The organism is Corynebacterium hansenii (genome assembly GCF_030408795.1).
Lineage (GTDB): Bacteria > Actinomycetota > Actinomycetes > Mycobacteriales > Mycobacteriaceae > Corynebacterium > Corynebacterium hansenii.
The window spans coordinates 350,198-369,651 of sequence record NZ_CP047211.1; the positions used below are offsets into that span (position 1 = coordinate 350,198).

Here is a 19,454-nt window from a genome sequence, read left to right on the forward strand (position 1 = left end):
ATGCCCGGGCTTCGAACGCCCGAACCCCAAATGCCCGATCTTGAAATGGACGGCCCCCAATTGCGCCCCCTTTTCCGCACCATCGCCGCCGTGGCGGGCATCGCCCTGACCGCGTCGCTGGCCGCATGCGGCGACGAGACCGTCGGCCATGACGCGGTCGCCATCGGCGGCACCTTCGAGTTCGTCTCGCCCGGCGGGCAGACGGTGATCGAGTACGCCCCGGAGGACCGCAAGCCGGTCGCCGACGTCTACGGCGATTCCCTGATGGAGGACGGCAAGCAGATCCGCCTGTCGGATTTCAAGGGCCAGATGGTGGTCCTCAACGCGTGGGGCCAGTGGTGCGCCCCGTGCCGCTCGGAGTCGGATGACCTGCAGGTCGTCCACGAGAAGATGCGCGAGGCGAATGTCGGCACGGTGCTGGGCATCAACGTCCGCGATCACGTGAAGTCCGCCCCGCGCGATTTCGTGAAGGACAACGGCCTGGCCTACCCGTCGATCTACGATCCACCGTTCGTCAACGCGGGCTCGCTGGGCGGCATCCCGGCGTCGGTGATCCCGACGACGATCGTCCTGGACCGCGAGCACCGCCCGGCGGTCGTCTTCCTGAAGGAGATCAACGAGTCGGAGCTGTGGGCCGCGGTGCAGAAGGTCGCCGACGAGGGTGGGGCGGCCTAGATGCTCCTCGCCTCCGGCATCGGCGACGCTTTCGCGGACGCCGCGGCCCAGGGCCCGATCTTCCTGGCCCTGTTGGCGGCGGCCGCCGCGGGTCTGGTGTCCTTCGCCAGCCCGTGCGTGATCCCGCTCGTGCCCGGTTACGTCTCCTACCTGACGGGCATCTCCGGCGCGGCGGGGGAGGGAGCCCCCGGTTCGGGCACGGCGGCGCTTGACGACGGCGACCGCGCCCCCGGTTCGTCCGCCGCGTCGCGGAAGCGGGTGCGCGCCCGCGTGGGCCTGGCGGCGCTGCTGTTCGTCGCGGGTTTCACGGTGATCTTCGTGTTGGGTTCGGCCTCGGTGTTCGGGCTGGTTTCCTCGCTTCGCCTGGGGGCGCGGACGCTGACCATCGTCGGCGGCGTGGTCACCATCGCCATGGGCCTGGTCTTCATGGGCATGGTGCCCGCCCTGCAGCGCGATACCCGAATGGCGCCGAAGCGGTGGACCACGTGGCTGGGCGCCCCGATGCTCGGCGCGGTGTTCGCGCTGGGGTGGACGCCGTGCCTGGGGCCGACGCTGACGGCCATCATCTCGGTCTCGGCGGGCACCGAGGGGCTGACGGCCGCACGCGGAGTGGCGCTGATCGTGGCGTACTGCATGGGTCTGGGCCTGCCGTTCATCCTGGTGGCGCTGGGTTCGGCCAGCGCCATGAAGGGCGTGGATTGGCTGCGCCGCAATTCCCGGAAGATCCAGATCGCCGGCGGCGTGATGCTGGTGCTGGTGGGCATCGCGTTGGTGTCCGGGCTCTGGGATATGTTCGTCAATTGGATTCAGGTGGCGTTCATCACCGACACGGTGACGCCGATTTAAGGAGATGGCAGGGCAGATGGCGACAACCACGCAGGCACCGCGGGGCACCGCCGGCGCGAAGGCGATGCGCCCGGTGCGGGCGGCGTGGCGCTGGCTGACCAGCATGCGCACGGCGCTGATCCTGCTGTTCCTGCTCGCGTTCGCGGCGATCCCGGGCGCCCTGCTGCCGCAGCGCCAGCTGTCGCAGGACAAGGTCGACGAGTACCTGGCCAACAACGGCAAGATGGCGGAGATCTTCGACAAGCTCCAGCTTTTCGACGTTTTTTCGTCCTTCTGGTTCACCGCCATCTACGTGCTGCTGTTCGCGTCGCTGGTGGGCTGCATCATCCCGCGCACGTGGGAGCACTGGAAGGCCATGCGCACGCCGCCGGCGCGGGCGCCGAAGAATTTGGGCAGGCTGCCCATGAACGACGCCGGCGTCGTCGAAAAGCCCCTCGACGAGGTGAAGGCGGACGTTTCCTCCCGGCTGAAGCGGTGGCACCTGACCGAGACCCCGGCCGAGGAGGACCGTGCGGGCGCGGTGTCGTTCTCCGCCGAGCGCGGGTACCTGCGCGAGTTCGGCAACCTCGTGTTCCACCTGGGGCTGGTGGCGCTGCTGATCACCATCGCCGCGGGCAAGCTGCTGTACTACGAGGGCCAGGTGATCCTGGTCACGGGCACCGGCACCGAGATCCAGGACGAGGCGGTCGAGGGCGCGGTGGGCAACCCGTTCTGCAACACGGCCCCGGCCAACTTCGATTCGCTGCGCCCGGGCCTGCTTTTCGACGGCACCGGCCTCAACCCGTTCTGCGTGCAGGTGCGCGATTTCAAGGCCGATTACCTGCCCAACGGCCAGGCGAAGATGTTCACGTCGAACATCCGCTGGGCCGACGAGGACCAGATGCGCGACCCGGTGGACTCGTGGAACGAGCAGACGCTGCGCGTGAACCATCCGCTGCGCGTCAACGGCGACCGCGTGTACCTGCAGGGCCACGGTTTCGCGCCGGCGGTGCGGGTGACGTGGCCCAACGGCGAGTCGCGCACGTCCGTGGTGCAGTTCCGCCCGGATGACCCGATGTTCTTCCTGTCGTCGGGCGCGATGCGCTTCGACCCGCCGGCGGGCATGTACCCGGACCTGTTCGAGCGCCGCCAGAACCAGATCGCCATCGAGGGCCTGTTCGCCCCGACGGCGGAGTTCACCGGCGAGACCGGCCAGCTGCTGACGTCGTCGTACCCCGCCCTGAACGACCCCGCCATCGCCGTGGACGTCTACCGCGGCGACGCGGGCCTGGACACCGGGCGCAGCCAGCAGCTGTTCTCCCTGGACCGCGACCTGATGCATTCGGGGCAGCTGCAGAAGATCGCCCGCGTCAACCTGAAGGCGGGCGAGGACACCGTCCTCGACGACGGCACGCGGGTGGAGTTCCTCGGCGCCAAGGAGTTCGTGAACCTGCAGGTCGCCCATGACCCGACGCAGGCGTGGGTGCTGTGGTCGGCGATCGCGATGCTCGGCGGCCTGGTCGTGTCGCTGGCGGTGAAGCGCCGTCGCCTGTGGGTGCGCCTGCACCCGGTGTCGGAGGGCGTCACCCGCGTGGAGTTCGGTGGCCTGGCCCGCACGGACCGCGCCGGCTGGGGCGACGAGTTCGACGCCTTCGTGCGCGGCGTGTTGGGCCGCCCCGAGCCCGACGACGAGTGACGGGTTGTCGCGCGACGTTTTGACGACGCTCCGTCGTTAAGTCAGGTGCCCCCGGCCTGCATGTATGCCCCCGGGGGTTGGGTTTTGGGGGGCTGCGCGACTACGGTCATACCCGATCGCAGGAACCCCGGAAAGACAGGAAACGGCCCCGATGCCCGTCAATCAGACCCTGGCGCAATACTCCGACTGGTCGTACTTCACGGCCTTCGCCTTGTACGCGCTGGCGCTGCTGCTGTTCGTCGCCTACTACGCCCGTCGCCTGTCGGCCCTCGAGGCCCGGGCCGAGGCCCGAGCCCAGGTCGGCGAGAAGGTTCTCGTCGGCAACGCTCCGGCGAACCCCTACGGCGGCGACGATGCCGCGTCCGATTCTTCCGGGCCGAACCGGGACACCTACGAGGCCAACGAGCGCGACTCCGCGGACATCGCCGCGAAGTTCCGCAAGGCCGGGTCCGTCGGTTCGATGGCCGAGATGGTCGTCTACGTCGGCGTCGCCGTTCACCTGGCGTCGGTGGTCCTGCGCGGCCTGTCCGCCGAGCGTTTCCCGTGGGGCAACCTGTACGAGTACATCTCGGTGTTCAGCCTCTTCGCCATGGTCATCGCGTCGATTCTGCTGCGCCGCAACGAGACCCGGATCTTCTGGCCCTGGCTGCTCACCCCGGTCGCGGCGCTGATGTTCTACGGCGGAACGTCGCTGTACGCGGAGTCCGCGCCGGTCGTCCCGGCCCTGCAGTCGATCTGGTTCCCCATCCACGTCTCCACCGTGTCCATCGGCGGCGGCATTTTCCTGGTGTCCGGCATCGCGTCGCTGCTGTACCTGCTCCGCATCGCGCAGCCGAAGGGCAAGGAGAAGGGCGTCTTCGGCAAGCTGGCCATGCCGCTGCCGTCGGCGAAGACCCTCGACACCATCGCGTACCGCACCGCGATCTGGGCGTTCCCGCTGTTCGGCCTGGGCGTCGTGTTCGGCGCCATCTGGGCCGAGGTCGCCTGGGGCCGGTTCTGGGGTTGGGACCCGAAGGAGACCGTGTCCTTCATCACGTGGATCGTCTACGCCGCGTACCTGCATGCCCGCGCGACGACGGGCTGGCGCAACGCGGTCGCCGCGTGGATCAACATCATCGGCTTCGCGACGATGGTGTTCAACCTGTTCTTCATCAACATGGTCGTCTCCGGCCTGCACTCCTACGCCGGGCTGAACTGATGCGGCCGACGTCGAAGAGCTCCCTGACGCTGGGGGCGTTCCTGCTGCTGATCGGCCTGTTCTTCACCCTCTTCGCGCCCGGCGGGCTCGGCGAGGTGACCATGGTCGCCGGCGTCGCCATGATCCTGGCGGCCTTCGCCCCGCCCGGCGTGATCCGGAGGTTCGGCACGAAGCGCGCGCTGCTGGCCGGGCTGGGCCTCATCGCCGTCGGCGCGGTGCTCACCGTGGTCGATTGGGCCGACGATTCCTTCGGCTGGGCGGAGATCCTCGGCGGAGGGTTCTTCCTGGCCGGCGTGCTGGTGATGGCGATCTACGCCGGCGCCCCGAAGGGCTCCGCGGGAGAACCCGCACCCGACCATGATCAGGTGGTCCGGCACTGACGGTCGCTCCGCCGCACCTCCGTACCGCCGCTGACGGATTTCCGTCCGCGGCGGTTTTCGTCTTCCCGGAGCAATCCGGGCCGCGGGGTACGGTGGGCGCATGCGCATCCTCGTCACCGGCGGGGCCGGTTTCATCGGCTCGAACTTCGTGCACCGGACCCTGGAGACCCGGCCGGACGTCGACGTCACCGTGCTCGACTCCTTCACCTACGCCGCCAATCGCGACAGCCTGCGCGAGGCCCCCGCGGACGGATCGTCCGCGGCATCGGACGCGCCGTTCGTCTGCGAGGTCGTGTCCGGTGACGTGCGCGATGCGGAACTGATGGATCGGCTCGTCGCCAAGCACGATGCCGTGGTCCACTTCGCCGCGGAGAGCCACAACGACAATTCGCTGCGTGACGCCGACCCGTTCGTCACCACCAACGTCATGGGCACGGTGAACGTGGCAAAGGCATGCGCGAAGCACGACGTGCGGCTGCACCACATTTCCACCGACGAGGTCTTCGGCGACCTGGCCCTCGACGACCCCGCGCGCTTCACCACGGATACGCCGTACAACCCGTCGAGCCCGTACTCGGCGTCGAAGGCGTCGGCCGACCACTTCGTCCGCGCGTGGGTGCGCAGTTTCGGGCTGGCGGCGACCATCAGCAATTGCTCCAACAACTACGGGCCGCGCCAGCACCCGGAAAAGCTCATCCCGCGCCAGATCTGCGGGCTGCTGCGGGGCAGGTCGCCGCGCGTGTACGGCACCGGCGACAACGTGCGCGACTGGATCCACGTCGACGACCACAACGACGCCGTGTGGACCATCCTCGACCGCGGAACCATCGGCGAGACGTACCTGATCGGCGCCGACGGCGAACGCTCCAACATCGACGTCGTCGGCGACATCCTGGAGGCGTTCGGACGCGACCGCGGCGACTTCGTCCACGTCACCGACCGGCCCGGCCACGACCGCCGCTACGCCATCGACCCGTCGTCCATGACCGCCCTCGGCTGGGAGCCCGCGCACCGCGATTTCGTGGCGGGGCTGGCGGAGACCATTGAGTGGTACCGGGACAACGAGGAGTGGTGGAGCGATGCGTACGAGGCCGCCGAGGAGGGGTACGCGCGCGTCGAAAAGCGGATCGATCTCTAGCGTTCGCCGCAGGCACGGCGCGGTCCCGGCCGTGACGCGGCGCCCGGATCCGGCGGGCGACCTAAACTCGGACGCATGACTCAGGGCAACGATTCGAGCACCGACGCAGAGCAGACCTCCCGGGCCACCTTCCAGCCGACCTCCATCCCGGGGGTGCACGTCTTCGAGCCGATCATCCACGGCGACGCGCGCGGGTCGTTCCACGAGTGGTTCAAGGCCGAGGCGTTCATCGACGCCACCGGATACCCCTTCATCCCCGAGCAGGCGAACATGAGCGTCTCCGCTGCCGGCGTGGTCCGCGGCCTGCACTTCGCCGACGTCCCGCCGGGGCAGGCGAAGCTGGTCACGTGCGCGGCGGGCCGGGTGCTGGACATCATCGTCGACATTCGCCGCGGGTCGCCGGCGTTCGGCCGGGTGCTGACCGTCGAGCTCGAGCCGGCGACGCGGCGCGTGGTGCACTTGCCGGTCGGCGTCGCGCACGGTTTCGTTTCGCTTGCCGACGGCTCGGTGCTCACCTACCTGACCTCCACCGGCTATGACCCCGACATCGAGAGGGCCGTGTCCATCCGCGACCCCGAGCTCGGCATCGACGTCGAGGCGATCCTGGCGGGCGTCGGCAAGCCGATCCTGTCCGAACGCGACGCCGCCGCACCCACCATCGCCGAGTTCGAGCGCGCCGGCGGGGCCCTGCCCGACTGGGACGACTGCCGCGCCCTGGAAAACGAACTGCGCGACGAATGGGCCATGGCCAACGAGGACGCCGGGGAGGCGTGAGCGCACCATGAAGGGCATCATTCTGGCGGGCGGCACCGGATCGCGGCTGTGGCCGATCACGCGGGCCGTGAGCAAACAGCTCGTGCCCGTCTACGACAAACCGATGATCTACTACCCGCTGTGCACGCTGATGCTGGCGGGGGTGCGGGACATTCTGATCATCACGACGCCCGAGGATGCGCCGCAGTTCTCGCGCCTGCTTGGCGACGGGTCCGACTTCGGCGTGAACCTGACGTACGCCGAGCAGGATGAGCCGCGGGGGCTGGCCGAGGCGTTCATCATCGGCGCCGACCACATCGGCGATGATGCCGTCGCGCTGGTGCTGGGCGACAACATCTTCTACGGCGCGGGGCTGGGCACGCAGCTGCGGCGGTTCCGCCAGCCCGAGGGCGGGGCGATCTTCGCCTACTGGGTCGCCGACCCCACCGCGTACGGCGTCGTTGATTTCGACGAGTCGGGCATGGCCACCGGCCTGCAGGAGAAGCCCGAGAACCCACGGTCGAACTTCGCCGTGCCGGGCCTGTACTTCTACGACTCCGACGTCGTGGAGATCGCACGGGGGCTGGAGCCGTCGGCGCGCGGCGAGCTGGAAATCACCGACATCAACCGCGCCTACCTGGAGCAGGGGCGGCTGAAGGTCGAGATTCTGCCGCGGGGGACGGCGTGGCTGGATACGGGGACGGTCGACATGCTGATGGCGGCGGGGGACTTCGTGCGGACCATCGAGCAGCGGCAGGGCCTGAAGATCGGCTGCCCCGAGGAAGTCGCGTGGCGCATGGGCTGGCTGTCCGACGACGACCTCGAGCGGCGCGGGCGGGCGCTGGCGAAGTCGGGCTACGGCGAGTACCTGTTGCAGCTGCTGAAGCGCGGCAAGAACGTGTAGCGCAGGGCGCGGGTCGGGGACGTTCCGGTGAGACGGGCGTGCGCGGCGGGGAGGGCGTGAATGTGCGGGCGGGTGGGGCTTGAATGTGCCGGCCGGCCGTGCATTCGCGAGTAAACGTGCCGGCGTGAATGCGCAGGTCGTGGCCGGCGCCCTGACCTGCGCTAACCCCATCCGTCACAAGTGCTGGCGTTTGCGTTCATTTTGAAACACGGCGGCGGCATTTGACCTGGTCATTTGCGGCCGCGGTGTTTCAATTTGAACGCGATCCGCTGGCGTTGGGGCTGGTGTGACTGAGCGTGGCCGCCGGCGTTCCCGAGGCCGGGTGGGTGACCGTCTTAGTCCGGATTCTGCGGGTTCTCGGGATTCTCCGGTGTCGCGCGGGCGTCCGTCTTAGTCGGGATTGCGCGGGTCTTTGTGGTTACCTGCGCCGTCCACGCCGTCGTCGTCACGCGAACCGCCGGGCCCGCCGCCACCGGGATTGCCGGGACTGCCGGGCCCGCCGCCACCGGGATTGCCGGAACCGCCGGCACCGCCCTCGCGACCTCGGCGTTCCTCGGCCTGCCGCCGCAGACGCTCGGCCTCGGCGGCGCGCTCGCGGGCACGCTGCTCGTCGAAACGCTGCTTTTCCAGGCGCCAGAGGAAGTCCTCGTCGTCATCCGGGCCCTTGATGCGCGGCTGCCCCATGTCGCGGGTGCCACGGCCGATGCCGCGACCGCCCGCACCGAGCCCGCCGCCGAGCGCACCCGGCCCCGCCATGCCGCTGCGGCCCGCGCCCCTGCCCCACGTCCCGGGGCCGAACGCGCGCCACACCAGCACGATCACCACGATGATGAGGATCAGAATCAACAAACGGCCCACCTGGCACCTCCTACGTCAATCCAGGATACGTAGAGTGTCCAGTGTGAGTGACAATGCTAAGCAGACCCCCGGCGACTCCGACGCCGTTGCGTCCGACCGCGGGCAGGTCCCCGACGAAAACGCCCACCGCGCGCAGCGCAACGAGGCCTTCAAGGACGTCCTCTGGTACGGCCTGGCGCGGCTCATGCTTTTCCTGGCCGTGTTCCTGGTTCTCATCGTCGTGATCGTGCTGTTCGAGATTCAGGTTCCGCTGGCCATCCTCGCCGTCCTGGCGCTGATCGTGGCCATGCCGGCGTCGGTGTTCCTGTTCCCGAAGCTGCGCGTCCGCGCCAACGAGGGCGTCGCCGTGTGGGACAAGAACCGCCGCGAGCACAAGGCGTACGTGCGCGAACAGCTCGCCGAGCGCGAGTCGGAGTAGCGGCGCCGCCGGAAATGCGAGGGGGCGGGCGGTACGCTGCTGCCCCCTTTTCTGGTGCCCGGATCGTCGGGGGGGTGAGGCGGGGACGGTCGGATGCGGGCCGGTCGGTTTTCGGGGTGCGGGGGCGGCGTGACCGGCCATTATCGCTTTTGCTTGGCGACGCCGCGTCCCCCGTGGCGCTCGACGGCGACGCCCGCAACGGGCGACCACTGAATAGGTCATGGGGCGAAACAATCCCTGGTTCGCGGAGGGCGGGGGCCCTAGCGTGCGAGTCGGGGCCGGTCGACGAGGGCCGGCTTTCGACCACCGTTCGCCGCTGAACTCGTCGGCGGCGGCTGAGCCAGGAGTTTGGATCCATGAAACGCAGGTTTTTTCCCGCACTCGCGGCAGCGACCGTCACGGTATTCGCCGCGTCCATGGTCGCGGCGCCCGTCGCCAAGGCTGAGTACAACTGGCAGGACGTCATCGAACAGCAGGTGACGGAACAGGTTTCCGCGGCCCATGTCAGGGTCATGGCGGATGGGAACGATTCCTGTTCGGCCACCGTCGTGGCCGATCAATGGGTGCTCACCGCGGCGGTGTGCGTCGAGGGCGCGCAGAGCGGCACCGTGGTGACCGGGGAGGGGGCGGAGATGAAGAGGATCGGGATCCGATCCGTGGCCGTGGCCCCGGCTTCCGCGGGCGGAAAGGTGGCGCTGGTGGAGCTGGACGAGCCTTCCGGCGTGGCTCCGCTCCCCGTCGATCCGAGTGAACCGACCACGTCTGACATGTACGCGCTGGATCCCGATGCGGATGTGTCGGAGATCTACAACAGGGTTTCCGCGGGATGGACTCTGAGTGAGACGGAGGAAGGGAAGCAGCGCGCGTGGGGGGCCGGCTTCCTCATGACGCCGAATTCCGGGCCGACGTACCACCCCGAAATCAGCGTGTACTCCATCAACCGCGCGATCATGCCGGCGGATATCGGGGGACTGGTGGCGTCGGAGGGGAAGCTCATCGGAGTGATGGTGAAGAGGCTCACCCGTCCGGGGTACGACATCACGCCGGTGGCGGAGGTCTCCACCCCCAATAAGTTCCACGCGTGGATGCAGTCCACCTTGAACCCCGGCGCCCCCATCGGCCCCGGAAAGCCCGGCAGCCTGGACATCTTCGGCAGCCTCGGGGACATCGAGCTGCCGTCCGGTTCCGCGGATATCGCTCTGCCGGGTATGCCGAAGCTGCCCGGCGCCGAGGCGGCCTCAACGGATTAGCTTCGCCGCAGCGGCGGCGTGGTCTCCGCTGACCGGGCGCTCTGCCACCCGCCGCCCCGCTATCCCAGCGCGAGCGCCAGGGCCGTGACCACGGCCCACAGCAGCATGGCCCGGCCGGCCATCCCCAGCACGGGGATGAGCGCCGGGCCCTTCGCGTTTCCGGTCACCGGCCGCGAGGCGACGAAGATCAGCGGCGCCGCGAGCAGTCCGGCCAGCGCCCACGGGGTGGCGAACGCCAGCGCCACCGATGCGATCAGCGGGGCGCACGCCAGCGCGACCCACGCCTTGCGCGTGCCGGCGTCGCCGAGCCGCACGGCCAGCGTGACCTTGCCGGCTTCGGTGTCGGAGGGGATGTCGCGCAGGTTGTTGGCCAGATTCACGGAAGCGGAGATCGCGCCGACGGCCACCGCCGCCGCCACGCCGGGCCAGCTGGTCCGCCCGGCCTGGGTGAACTCGGTCCCGAGCACCGCGACGAGCCCGAAGAACATGAACACCGCCACCTCGCCCAGGCCGCGGTACCCGTAGGGGTTGTCGCCGCCGGTGTAGAACCACGCGCCGGCGATGCACGCCACGCCGACGAGCACCAGCCACCATGCGCTGAGCACGGCGAGCACCAGGCCGGCGACGCCCGCGATACCGAACGCGGCGAACGCGGCGGCTTTGACCAGTTTCGGCGGCACCAGGCCGGATCCGGTCAGGCGCAGGGGGCCGGAGCGGTCGTCGTCGGTGCCGCGTACGCCGTCGGAGTAGTCGTTGGCGTAGTTGACGCCGACGATCAGCGCCCACGCCACGATGAGCGCCAGCGCGGCGCGGCCCCACAGCACGTCGGAGTGGTGGGCGGCCGCGCCGACGCCGGCGACGACGGGGGCGAAGGCGTTGGCCCACGTGTGGGGGCGGGCGCCTTCGAGCCAGTCGGCGAAGGTCGCGGGCCGGTCTGCGGGGCGGGGGGTGGTGCGGGCGGTCATTCGGACATCATCCCCCATCGCGTGGCGAGCGTCCCGGCCAGGCCCGCCCGGTCCAGCTTTCCGCTGGGCAGGGTGGGCATGTGCTTGACGACGAACACCGCCCTCGGCAATTGGTGTTTCCCGAGGAGAGGGGCGAGGCGGCGGCGGAATTCGTCGGAGACGGCGCGGTCGTGGGTTGGACCGGTGGCGTCAACGTCCGTGGGGTTCACGGGTGGGGTGCCGTCGGCTGAGGGGGTCGCGTTCGGCTCAGCGCGGTCCGGGGCGAGGGTCACGGCGGCGACGGCGGCGCGGCCGAGCTCCGGATCGGGGACTCCGACGACGGCGGCGTCGGCCACGCCGTCCAGCGAGGTCAACGCGTCCTCGATGGGCCCGGGCAGGAATTTCAAGCCGCCGGAGATGATGACGTCGTCCATGCGGCCGAGAACCGTCACCACGACATGGTCGCCGCGGTCGTCGATGCGGCCGGCGTCCGAGGTGCGGAACACCCCGCACCCGGCTCCACCGCCGACTCCGCCATTGCGGTCGCGCGGAACCCGGCACGGGCTCGGCTTCAGATCCGGCGAATCGACGTTGCGGTAGCCGCGCGCCACCATCGGCCCCTCGATGACGATGCGCCCCTCGTGCGCATCCGATCCCGGGCCGGCGTCCCCGTCCGCCTCCACGGTCACCCGGGCGCCGTCGAGCGGGACGCCGTCATAGGCGATGCCGCCGGAAGTTTCGGACGACCCGTAGCTGGTCACCGCGGTGATGCCCGCCGCGCGCGCCCGGGCGAGCAACTCCGGCGCGGTGGCCTGGCCCCCGACGAGCACGCCGTCGAGCGACGCCAGCGCCGCGGTCACGTCGGCGTCATCGAGGATCCGGCGCAGCTGCAGCGGAACGACGGACGTGTACCGGCGTCGCCCGGTCATCGCCCCGATCGCCTCGGCCAAAGCGGCTGGGCGGAAGCCGTCGTCAAGCTCCATGGCGACGGGAACCTCACCCGCCCGCAACGTCCGCAGCAGCACCTGCAGGCCCGCGATGTGGACCGGGGGAGTGGCCAAGAGCCACTGCCCCGGGCCACCGAGGCGCGCATGCGTGGCGTCGATCGACGCGCGCAGGTTCGCGGCCGTCAACATTGCCCCCTTGGGGGTGCCCGTCGAACCCGAGGTGCAGGCGACGATCGCGACGTCCGCGGCGATCGGCTCGCCCGCCCGCTGGGTGCGCTCCAGCAACTCGGCGCGCACCGGATCATCGGCCGGCACGGGTAGCACATTTGCGTTTCCGTCCAGGGCTTTTGCCAGTGCGGGCACCGCCTCCAAGGCGCGGACGCCCGGCCACATGGGCAAGGGAACCAACGGGTGCGTAACGGGGTCTGGGGCATTCACGATTGTCAGGGTAGGTGCACGCCGCGCACGCGGGGAGCGCCGCCTCCGGGTGCGCAACCCGGTGAATTTGGTTCCCCATCTTTCGGTTTCGGGGAGGGACCAATATGATCAGTGCAGTTTCGACGAATTCGTCCGCCGTGTCGGCAACCTTCGGTCGAGGCCGGATCTTCAGGAAGATGCGCCCCGAAGGCTGCGGTAATGCCGCGCGCGGACGACGTCGGGCCGCGGCCCTCCGGGTCGCATCACAAGGCAACCAAGTGAAGGAACCCCGCATGCTCCGTCGCGTCACCACGTCCGTCGTCGCGGCCGCCGCCCTCATCGGCGTCGCCGCCGCACCCGCCAACGCCCTCGTCTTCGGCAGCTTCGATGGCCCGCCCGCCGAGCGCGACGCCGTCGTCCGCATCCACATGCTCAACAAGGACGGCATCGCCGAGTGCACGGGCACCGCCGTCACCAAGCAGTGGGTGCTCACCGCCCAGCACTGCATCGAGGGCCTCGCCCGCGATGCGCAGGGCCGCATCTCCGGCACGGTGACCACCAAGGAAGGCCGACTGGGCAACGAGGAGAACACCTTCCAGGTCAACGAGGCCCACAGCGCCCTGGAGACCAACCCGGCGCTCGGCGACGTCGCCCTGCTGCACGTGACCCGCGATCTCAACGTCGAGCCCGTGGGCATCGACTTCAACAACGTTTCGAACCAGCAGGGTTCCGCCTACGGCTGGTCCACCCTGGGCATGGGCGCGACCGGCCGACTGCCGCGCACGGACATCGACATCAAGACCAAGGAACAGCACCCGCTGTACAAGTCCAGCGAGGCGTACGTCACCACGTCGAAGCGCCCCGCCCAGCTGCAGCAGGGCGACTCCGGCGGACCGTTGTTCGTCAACGGCAAGGTCGCGGGCGTCCTGTCGGTGGGCATCGGCTCCATCACCAACCCGGTGAACATCTCCGGCACCTACATGCACGCCTCCATGGACGTCCCGGGCCTGCAGGAATGGATCAACAACCTCCTGGGCACCGACCCGGGCACCGAGCCGGGTGACGATCCGGAGGTCCCGGGCGGCGGCTCCATCATCCCGCTGCTGCCGGTCATCCCGGGCACGGCGGAGATCATCAACATCGTCGGCGCCGGCTCCCTGTAAGGAGCCACGCGGTAGCGCGCGAAGGCGCGCCCGCGCCGGCGGCGCGCCGCGAGCGCACCGCCGAACGGCGAACCCGCCGCGGACCACAGCACGTGGTCCGCGGCGGGTTTTTCATGTCCGGGTCGGCAGCGGCGCCGTGGGCGGCGACGGAGCGCCGTGAGCGAAGACGCAGCGCCGCCCCGTCGGCGGAAAGCAGCCCCTCAGTAGTAGAAGGGGAAGTCGTCCCAGTCGGGGTCGCGCTTTTCCAGGAAGGCGTTCTTGCCCTCGACGGCTTCGTCGGTCATGTACGCCAGTCGGGTGGCCTCGCCGGCGAACACCTGCTGGCCCATCAGGCCGTCGTCGGTGAGGTTGAAGGCGAACTTCAGCATGCGCTGCGCCGTCGGCGACTTGCCGTTGATGGCACGCCCCCACTCCACGGCGACGTCCTCCAGGTCGGCGTGGTCGACGACCTCGTTGACGGCGCCCATGCGCTGCATGGTCTCGGCGTCGTAGGGGCGGCCGAGGAAGAAGATCTCGCGCGCGAACTTCTGGCCGACCTGCTTGGCCAGGTACGCGGAGCCGTAGCCGGCGTCGAAGGAGCCGACGTCGGCGTCGGTCTGCTTGAAGCGGGCGTGCTCGCGTGACGCCAGCGTCAGGTCCGCGACGACGTGCAGGGAATGCCCGCCGCCGGCCGCCCAGCCGTTGACCACGGCGATGACCACCTTCGGCATGGTGCGGATCAGCCGCTGCACCTCCAGGATGTGCAGGCGCCCGCCCTCGACCTTCGCGCGGGCCTCGTCCACGGAGTCGGCGGTGGCGGCCTCGACGTCGGAGTCGTGCGACGTGGCGTACTGGTACCCGGACCGGCCGCGGATGCGCTGGTCGCCGCCGGAGCAGAACGCCCAACCGCCGTCCTTGGGCGACGGCCCGTTGCCGGTCAGCAGCACCACGCCCACGTCCGGGGTGCGGCGCGCGTGGTCGAGCGCCCGGTACAGCTCGTCGACGGTGTGGGGGCGGAAGGCGTTGCGCACCTCCGGCCGGTCGAAGGCGATGCGGACGATGCCGTTGGCCCGGCCCTCGCCGGCGTGGCGGTGGTAGGTGATGTCCGTCAGGTCCTCGAACCCGGGCACCGCCTTCCACTGGTCGGGGCGGAACGGATTGGCGGTGGCGCCGGCGTCGCGGCCGGCGGGAGCGTTCTGGTCGGTCATGGCCCAAGGTTATCGGGTCGCCGTGGCACGATGGCCCCATGTCCCGGACCGATCGCCCCGATCTCACCGCACCGCCAGATCTCCCCGCTCTGCCAAACCTCCCCGACCTCCCGGCCCTCACCGATCTCCTCGACCGCGCCCGCGTGGTCGCGCTGCCGCTGCGCACGCGCTTCCGCGGCGTGGACGTCCGGGAGGTCATGCTTTTCGACGCCCCCGGCGGCTGGGTGGAGTGGTCCCCGTTCCCGGAATACGGCGCGGAGGAGGCGTCGCGGTGGCTGCGGTGCACGCTGGAGATGGGGTGGGGCGCACCGCCGGCCCCGCTGGTGGATTCGGTGGAGGTCAACGCGACCATTCCGGCGGTGGATGTCGCGGCGGATGGGGAGGCCGTCGCCAAGCTGCTGGAGCGGTACCCGGGCTGCACGACCGTGAAGGTGAAGGTGGCCGAGCCGGGGCAGGCGCTCGCCGATGACGTCGCCCGCGTGGAGGCCGTCCGGGCCTGGTTCGCGGCCCGGCACGAGTACCCGCGCGTGCGCGTCGACGCCAACGGGGGGTGGACGCCCGCGGAGGCCGTCGACGCCATCGCGGCGCTGACCCGCGGCGGCCCGCTGGATTACGTGGAGCAGCCGTGCCGCACCGTCGACGAGCTCGCCGAGGTCCGCCGCACCCTCCAGCGGACGGGGATTTTCGCGCGCGTCGCGGCCGACGAGCTGATCCGCAAGGCCGACGACCCGCTGGCCGTGGTCCGCGCCGGCGCGTGCGACGTCGCCGTGGTCAAGGCGGCGCCGCTGGGCGGGGTCGGCGCCGTGGTGCGGGTGGCGGAGGAGATCGGCCGCTTCGGCGTGCCCGTCACCGTGTCCTCGGCGCTGGAGTCCGCGGTGGGCATGGGCGCGGGCCTGCGGGCGGTCGCCGCGCTGCCGCCGATTCACGACGACGACGGCACCCCCGTCCACCCCAACGCCGCCGGCCTGGCGACGGGATCCCTGTTCGCGGTGGACGTCGCCGAGCGGCCCATCGTCGACGGCCGCATCGCCGTGGGTCCCGTGACGCCCGACGCCGCGGTGATGGAGGAGTGCGCCGCGCCGGGCGGCCGCCGCGACTGGTGGTTCCGCCGGCTGGAATCGGCGCTGGGCGTGCTCGGCTGAGCCACCCCTCGGCCGCCGAGCGCGCTCCACTACCCTTGGCAGCGTGATGGACGGCAATGGAAATGACGGCAATCCGGCCCCTTCGGAGGTCGTGGCGGGGCTCATCGTCGATGAGCTGATCCGCTGCGGCACCCGCGAGGCGGTCGTGTGCCCGGGTTCGCGGTCGGCGCCGCTGGCCCGCGCGCTGCTGTCCGCCGAGCGCGCCGGGCGCCTGCGCCTGCACGTCCGCGCCGACGAACGCTCGGCCGGTTTCCTCGCGCTGGGCCTGGCCGCGGCGACGGGCACGGTGACGCCGGTGGCGGTGACGTCGGGCACCGCCGTGGCCAATCTGCTGCCCGCGATGGTGGAGGCCACGTATTCGCGGGTGCCGCTGATGGCGCTGACCGCGGATCGCCCGGCGTCGTACCGGGGCACGGGCGCGAACCAGACCATCGTGCAGGACCGGCTTTTCGACGACGCCAGCGTCTCCGAGGTCGACGTCGACGGCACGGCTCCGCTGCCCGAATCCGGCGCGGCGGCGCTGCGGGCGCGGGTCGACCGCATGGTCGCCGCTGCGCTGGCCCCCGGGCGCGGCGGGGCCGTCCACCTGAACGTCCGGCTGGTCGAGCCGCTGGTGCCCGACGAGGAACGCCTGCCGGAGCTGCCCGCCGGCCGCGCCGACGGGCCGTGGACGCGGGTGCGCCACATGGCTGGGCCGAAGCCGGGGCTCGCGAGCGTCGTCAAGCTCGATCTGGGGAAGAAGACGCTGGTCATCGTGGGCTCCGGCGCGCCCGACCTGCCGGAGCTGGCGGCGGTGCCGACCATCGCCGAACCGAATGCGCCGGCGCCGGAAACGCCCGTGCATCCGCTGGCGGCGGCGACGTTCGGCCGCGATGACTGCCGCCCGGAGCAGATCGTGGTGCTCGGCCGCCCGACGCTGCACCGCGGCGTGGCGCGGCTGCTGGCGGACCCGCGCATCGACGTCACGGTCATCGCAGACGGCGACGATTACCCGGACGTCACCGCCAACGCGCGGTGCGTCGCGGCGGGCGTCGAAGCGGTCGGCGAATGCCCCGAAGCGTGGCTGGAGATCTGCGGCGCGGCATCCGATCTGGCGGTGTCGGCGGTGCGCGACGTGCTGGCGGAGCCGGTGGAATCGCTGTCGGGGCTGCATGTCGCGGCGGCCGTCGCCGACAGCCTGCGCACCGGCGAGCAGCTGGTGCTGGGCGCGTCGAACCCGGTGCGCGACGCGTCGTGGGCGGGGCTGCCGTTCCCGGGCGTCGACGTGCACGCCGGGCGCGGGGCGGCGGGCATCGACGGGACGGTGGCCACGGCCATCGGCGTCGCGCTCGCCCGGGACCGCGCGCACGCCGACGAGATCCGCCCGCCGCGCACGATCGCCCTGATGGGCGACCTGACGTTCCTCCACGACGCCGGCGCGCTGAGCATCGGCCCCGGCGAACCGCGGCCCGAGTCGCTGACCATCGTCGTGGCCAACGACTCCGGCGGCGGCATCTTCGAGACCCTCGAAGCCGGCGCGCCGGCGCTGCGGGGAAGCTTCGAGAGGGTCTTCGGCACGCCGCATTCGGTGGACCTCGCCGCGCTGTGCGCCGCCTACGGGGTGGAGCACGAGGAGGTCCGCGACCTGCCCGACCTGCTCGCGGTCCTGCACCCGGACACCGACGTCGACGGCATCCGGGTGGTCGAGGTGGCCACGTCGAGGGCGGGCCGCAGGGAGCTTCACGACGCCCTGGCGCGGAAGGCGGCTCTGTCCTAGATGTCCGGGCAGACGGGGAGCGGAGAGATGGGCGCCGGCGGCGCGGCGGGAATCGGCGGCGCGGCGGGGATCGGTGGTGCGCGCGGGAGGGGCCGGGGCAGCGGCCGCCGCGGGCCCGCGGGGTGGCCGCGCCGGCTGCGCCAGCTGATCCTGTTCCTGCTCATCTGCCTCTTCGTCGTCTGCGCGGGCCTGGTCTTCGGCGCGTGGTCGAATGACCGGGCGATCGAGTCCGACACCGGGCGGGCGGTGGCGTCGGTGCGGCACGTCGGCACGCTGCGCACCGCCGTGGACTTCGTCGACGAGACCGGCGAGTTCAGGTCGCCGCCGAACGGCCTGCTCTACCCGGTCGGGCTGGAGAAGGGGCAGCGGGTCCGCGTGGAATACGACCGCGGCGACCCGGAGCGGGTGCGAGTGGAGGGGAGGCGGTGGACGCTGTCGATCATCCCGGCGCTGAGCGTCTTCGTCGTCGGGCTGATCATCGCCGCCCCGCTGTGGTGGCTGAGCATCCGGGCCACCCGGCGTTCACTTGATGCTCCCGCAACCGTTACCCGATCGACACCGCGAGGTGAGGTGGGCATGTGATGGTGGAGCGCATGCGAGTTGCGATTGTTGCGGAGAGCTTCCTGCCGAACATCAACGGCGTGACCAACTCCGTCCTCCGGGTGCTCGAGTACCTGGACGACCATGGCCACGAAGCGCTGGTGATCGCCCCCGGCGCGAGGCCGTTCCAGGAGGAGCACGAGTCCTACCGGGGATTCCGCATCGAACGGGTGCCCACGGTCATGGTGCCGATGGTGGATTCGCTGCCCATCGGCGTCCCGGAGGCGCGCATGGCCGCGATCCTGGCCAAGTACAAGCCCGACGTCGTGCACCTCGCCTCGCCCTTCGTCCTCGGCGCCGCCGGGGCGTTCACCGCCAAGACCCTGCGCATCCCCGCGGTGGCCGTGTACCAGACCGATGTCGCGGGCTTCGCCAAGAACTACAAGTTGGCGGGGCTGTCGACGGCGGCCTGGGGCTGGACGCGGATCATCCACAACTCCTGCGCCCGCACCCTGGCGCCCTCGTCGCCGACCATCGAGGATCTGGGCCGCCACCGCATCCGCAACGTGCACAAGTGGGGCCGCGGCGTCGACGCCGTCCGCTTCCACCCGGCGAAGCGCTCGGAGGCCCTGCGCAGGATGTGGAGCCCGGAGGGCAAGCCCATCGTCGGTTACGTCGGCCGCCTGGCGGCGGAGAAGTCCGTGGGCCGCCTGGCCGCGCTGGCCAAGCGCGACGACATCCAGCTGGTCATCGTCGGCGACGGCCCCGAGCGCGCCGACCTGCAGAAGAAGATGCCCGACGCCGTGTTCACCGGGCAGCTCACCGGCGAGGATCTTCCGCAGGCCTTCGCCAGCCTGGACCTGTTCGTCCACACCGGCGACTTCGAGACGTTCTGCCAGGCGGTGCAGGAGGCCCACGCCTCGGGCGTGCCGGCCATCGCCCCGAACGCCGGCGGCCCCCGCGACCTGATCACGCCCGGCGTCAACGGCGATCTGCTGCCTCCCGGGTCGTTCGTCCGGGATCTGGGCAAGGCCGTCGACAAGCTCATTTTCCCGGACGACCCAGCCGCCGCGGAGCGGATGCGCCGCGTGTGCCGCGACACCGTCAGCGAGCGCACCTGGTCGGCCCTGTGCGAGCAGCTGATGGGCCACTACGCCGCCGTCAGCGGCGCGCATCCGGGTTCCCTGCGCCGCACCACCGCCGCGTAGCGCCGGCGGGGTTCGGTGGTGCTCCCGTCGCGGGTGGCGGGGGCCGTCGCGTAGC

At 70.9% G+C, this 19,454-nt stretch carries 19 protein-coding genes; 15 read left to right on the plus strand and 4 right to left on the minus strand.

Features of this window, described 5'->3' with window-relative positions:
- Nucleotides 1-30: 30 nt before the first annotated feature.
- The 8 genes from CHAN_RS01525 to rfbA all read left to right on the plus strand — a co-directional run bounded on the left by CHAN_RS01525 (nt 31) and on the right by rfbA (nt 7,569).
- Complete coding sequence (locus tag CHAN_RS01525) at nt 31-675, plus strand: TlpA disulfide reductase family protein (protein WP_377748389.1); 645 nt, start codon at nt 31-33, stop codon at nt 673-675.
- Entirely contained in the window at nt 676-1,521 is an 846-nt protein-coding gene (locus CHAN_RS01530; protein WP_290291079.1) for a cytochrome c biogenesis CcdA family protein, read from the plus strand.
- A 64-nt stretch (nt 1,522-1,585) separates the two neighbouring features.
- Nucleotides 1,586-3,196, plus strand: a complete 1,611-nt coding sequence (locus tag CHAN_RS01535; RefSeq protein WP_290293251.1) for a cytochrome c biogenesis protein ResB — start codon at nt 1,586-1,588, stop codon at nt 3,194-3,196.
- Between the two features lie 151 nt (nt 3,197-3,347).
- The gene (gene ccsB, locus CHAN_RS01540; protein ID WP_048740009.1) at nt 3,348-4,394 is read left to right on the plus strand and encodes a c-type cytochrome biogenesis protein CcsB; all 1,047 of its coding nucleotides are present in this window, start codon (nt 3,348-3,350) and stop codon (nt 4,392-4,394) included.
- Nucleotides 4,394-4,774: an NfeD family protein gene (locus CHAN_RS01545; protein WP_290291082.1), complete on the plus strand. Its 381-nt coding sequence runs from the start codon at nt 4,394-4,396 to the stop codon at nt 4,772-4,774. Before ccsB ends, CHAN_RS01545 begins: the two co-directional genes overlap by 1 nt.
- A 100-nt stretch (nt 4,775-4,874) precedes the next feature.
- Nucleotides 4,875-5,912: a dTDP-glucose 4,6-dehydratase gene (rfbB, locus tag CHAN_RS01550; protein WP_290291084.1), complete on the plus strand. Its 1,038-nt coding sequence runs from the start codon at nt 4,875-4,877 to the stop codon at nt 5,910-5,912.
- A gap of 75 nt (nt 5,913-5,987) precedes the next feature.
- The gene (locus CHAN_RS01555; protein ID WP_290291086.1) at nt 5,988-6,686 is read left to right on the plus strand and encodes a dTDP-4-dehydrorhamnose 3,5-epimerase family protein; all 699 of its coding nucleotides are present in this window, start codon (nt 5,988-5,990) and stop codon (nt 6,684-6,686) included.
- A gap of 7 nt (nt 6,687-6,693) precedes the next feature.
- Nucleotides 6,694-7,569 carry a glucose-1-phosphate thymidylyltransferase RfbA gene (gene rfbA / locus CHAN_RS01560; RefSeq protein WP_290291088.1) on the plus strand — a complete coding sequence of 292 codons (876 nt, stop codon included), beginning with the start codon at nt 6,694-6,696 and terminating at the stop codon, nt 7,567-7,569.
- Between the two features lie 390 nt (nt 7,570-7,959).
- Here the strand turns inward: rfbA and CHAN_RS01565 are convergent, their stop codons facing one another.
- Nucleotides 7,960-8,427 (minus strand): hypothetical protein, encoded by a 468-nt coding sequence (locus CHAN_RS01565; protein WP_290291090.1) that lies wholly within the window; start codon nt 8,425-8,427, stop codon nt 7,960-7,962.
- Nucleotides 8,428-8,470: 43 nt separating this feature from the next.
- Between CHAN_RS01565 and CHAN_RS01570 the strand changes: the two genes are divergently transcribed.
- A complete protein-coding gene (locus CHAN_RS01570; RefSeq protein ID WP_065421435.1) occupies nt 8,471-8,845 on the plus strand; it encodes a DUF4229 domain-containing protein in 375 nt (124 codons plus the stop codon).
- Between the two features lie 356 nt (nt 8,846-9,201).
- Nucleotides 9,202-10,095: a trypsin-like serine protease gene (locus tag CHAN_RS01575; RefSeq protein ID WP_290291092.1), complete on the plus strand. Its 894-nt coding sequence runs from the start codon at nt 9,202-9,204 to the stop codon at nt 10,093-10,095.
- A gap of 59 nt (nt 10,096-10,154) precedes the next feature.
- Here CHAN_RS01575 and CHAN_RS01580 read toward each other — a convergent pair whose 3' ends face one another.
- Entirely contained in the window at nt 10,155-11,060 is a 906-nt protein-coding gene (locus CHAN_RS01580; protein ID WP_290291095.1) for a 1,4-dihydroxy-2-naphthoate polyprenyltransferase, read from the minus strand.
- Nucleotides 11,057-12,379 carry an o-succinylbenzoate--CoA ligase gene (gene menE, locus CHAN_RS01585; protein ID WP_290293253.1) on the minus strand — a complete coding sequence of 441 codons (1,323 nt, stop codon included), beginning with the start codon at nt 12,377-12,379 and terminating at the stop codon, nt 11,057-11,059. Before menE ends, CHAN_RS01580 begins: the two co-directional genes overlap by 4 nt.
- Nucleotides 12,380-12,696: 317 nt before the next feature.
- Between menE and CHAN_RS01590 the strand changes: the two genes are divergently transcribed.
- Nucleotides 12,697-13,566 (plus strand): trypsin-like serine protease, encoded by an 870-nt coding sequence (locus CHAN_RS01590; RefSeq protein WP_290291097.1) that lies wholly within the window; start codon nt 12,697-12,699, stop codon nt 13,564-13,566.
- Nucleotides 13,567-13,766: 200 nt separating this feature from the next.
- Here the strand turns inward: CHAN_RS01590 and CHAN_RS01595 are convergent, their stop codons facing one another.
- Nucleotides 13,767-14,753, minus strand: coding sequence for a 1,4-dihydroxy-2-naphthoyl-CoA synthase (locus CHAN_RS01595; RefSeq protein WP_048740031.1), 987 nt, complete (start codon nt 14,751-14,753; stop codon nt 13,767-13,769).
- 38 nt (nt 14,754-14,791) lie between these two features.
- On the opposite strand from CHAN_RS01595, the gene CHAN_RS01600 reads away from it, so the two are divergent.
- Genes CHAN_RS01600 through CHAN_RS01615 form a run of 4 tightly spaced genes read left to right on the plus strand, consistent with a single transcriptional unit; the run spans nt 14,792 to nt 19,399 of the window.
- Nucleotides 14,792-15,895, plus strand: coding sequence for an o-succinylbenzoate synthase (locus CHAN_RS01600; RefSeq protein ID WP_290291099.1), 1,104 nt, complete (start codon nt 14,792-14,794; stop codon nt 15,893-15,895).
- Between the two features lie 46 nt (nt 15,896-15,941).
- Nucleotides 15,942-17,651, plus strand: a complete 1,710-nt coding sequence (menD, locus tag CHAN_RS01605; protein ID WP_290293256.1) for a 2-succinyl-5-enolpyruvyl-6-hydroxy-3-cyclohexene-1-carboxylic-acid synthase — start codon at nt 15,942-15,944, stop codon at nt 17,649-17,651.
- Nucleotides 17,652-18,233, plus strand: coding sequence for a DUF3592 domain-containing protein (locus CHAN_RS01610; RefSeq protein ID WP_290291101.1), 582 nt, complete (start codon nt 17,652-17,654; stop codon nt 18,231-18,233).
- Nucleotides 18,234-18,244: 11 nt separating this feature from the next.
- The gene (locus CHAN_RS01615; protein WP_290291103.1) at nt 18,245-19,399 is read left to right on the plus strand and encodes a glycosyltransferase family 4 protein; all 1,155 of its coding nucleotides are present in this window, start codon (nt 18,245-18,247) and stop codon (nt 19,397-19,399) included.
- The last annotated feature ends 55 nt before the right edge of the window (nt 19,400-19,454 follow it).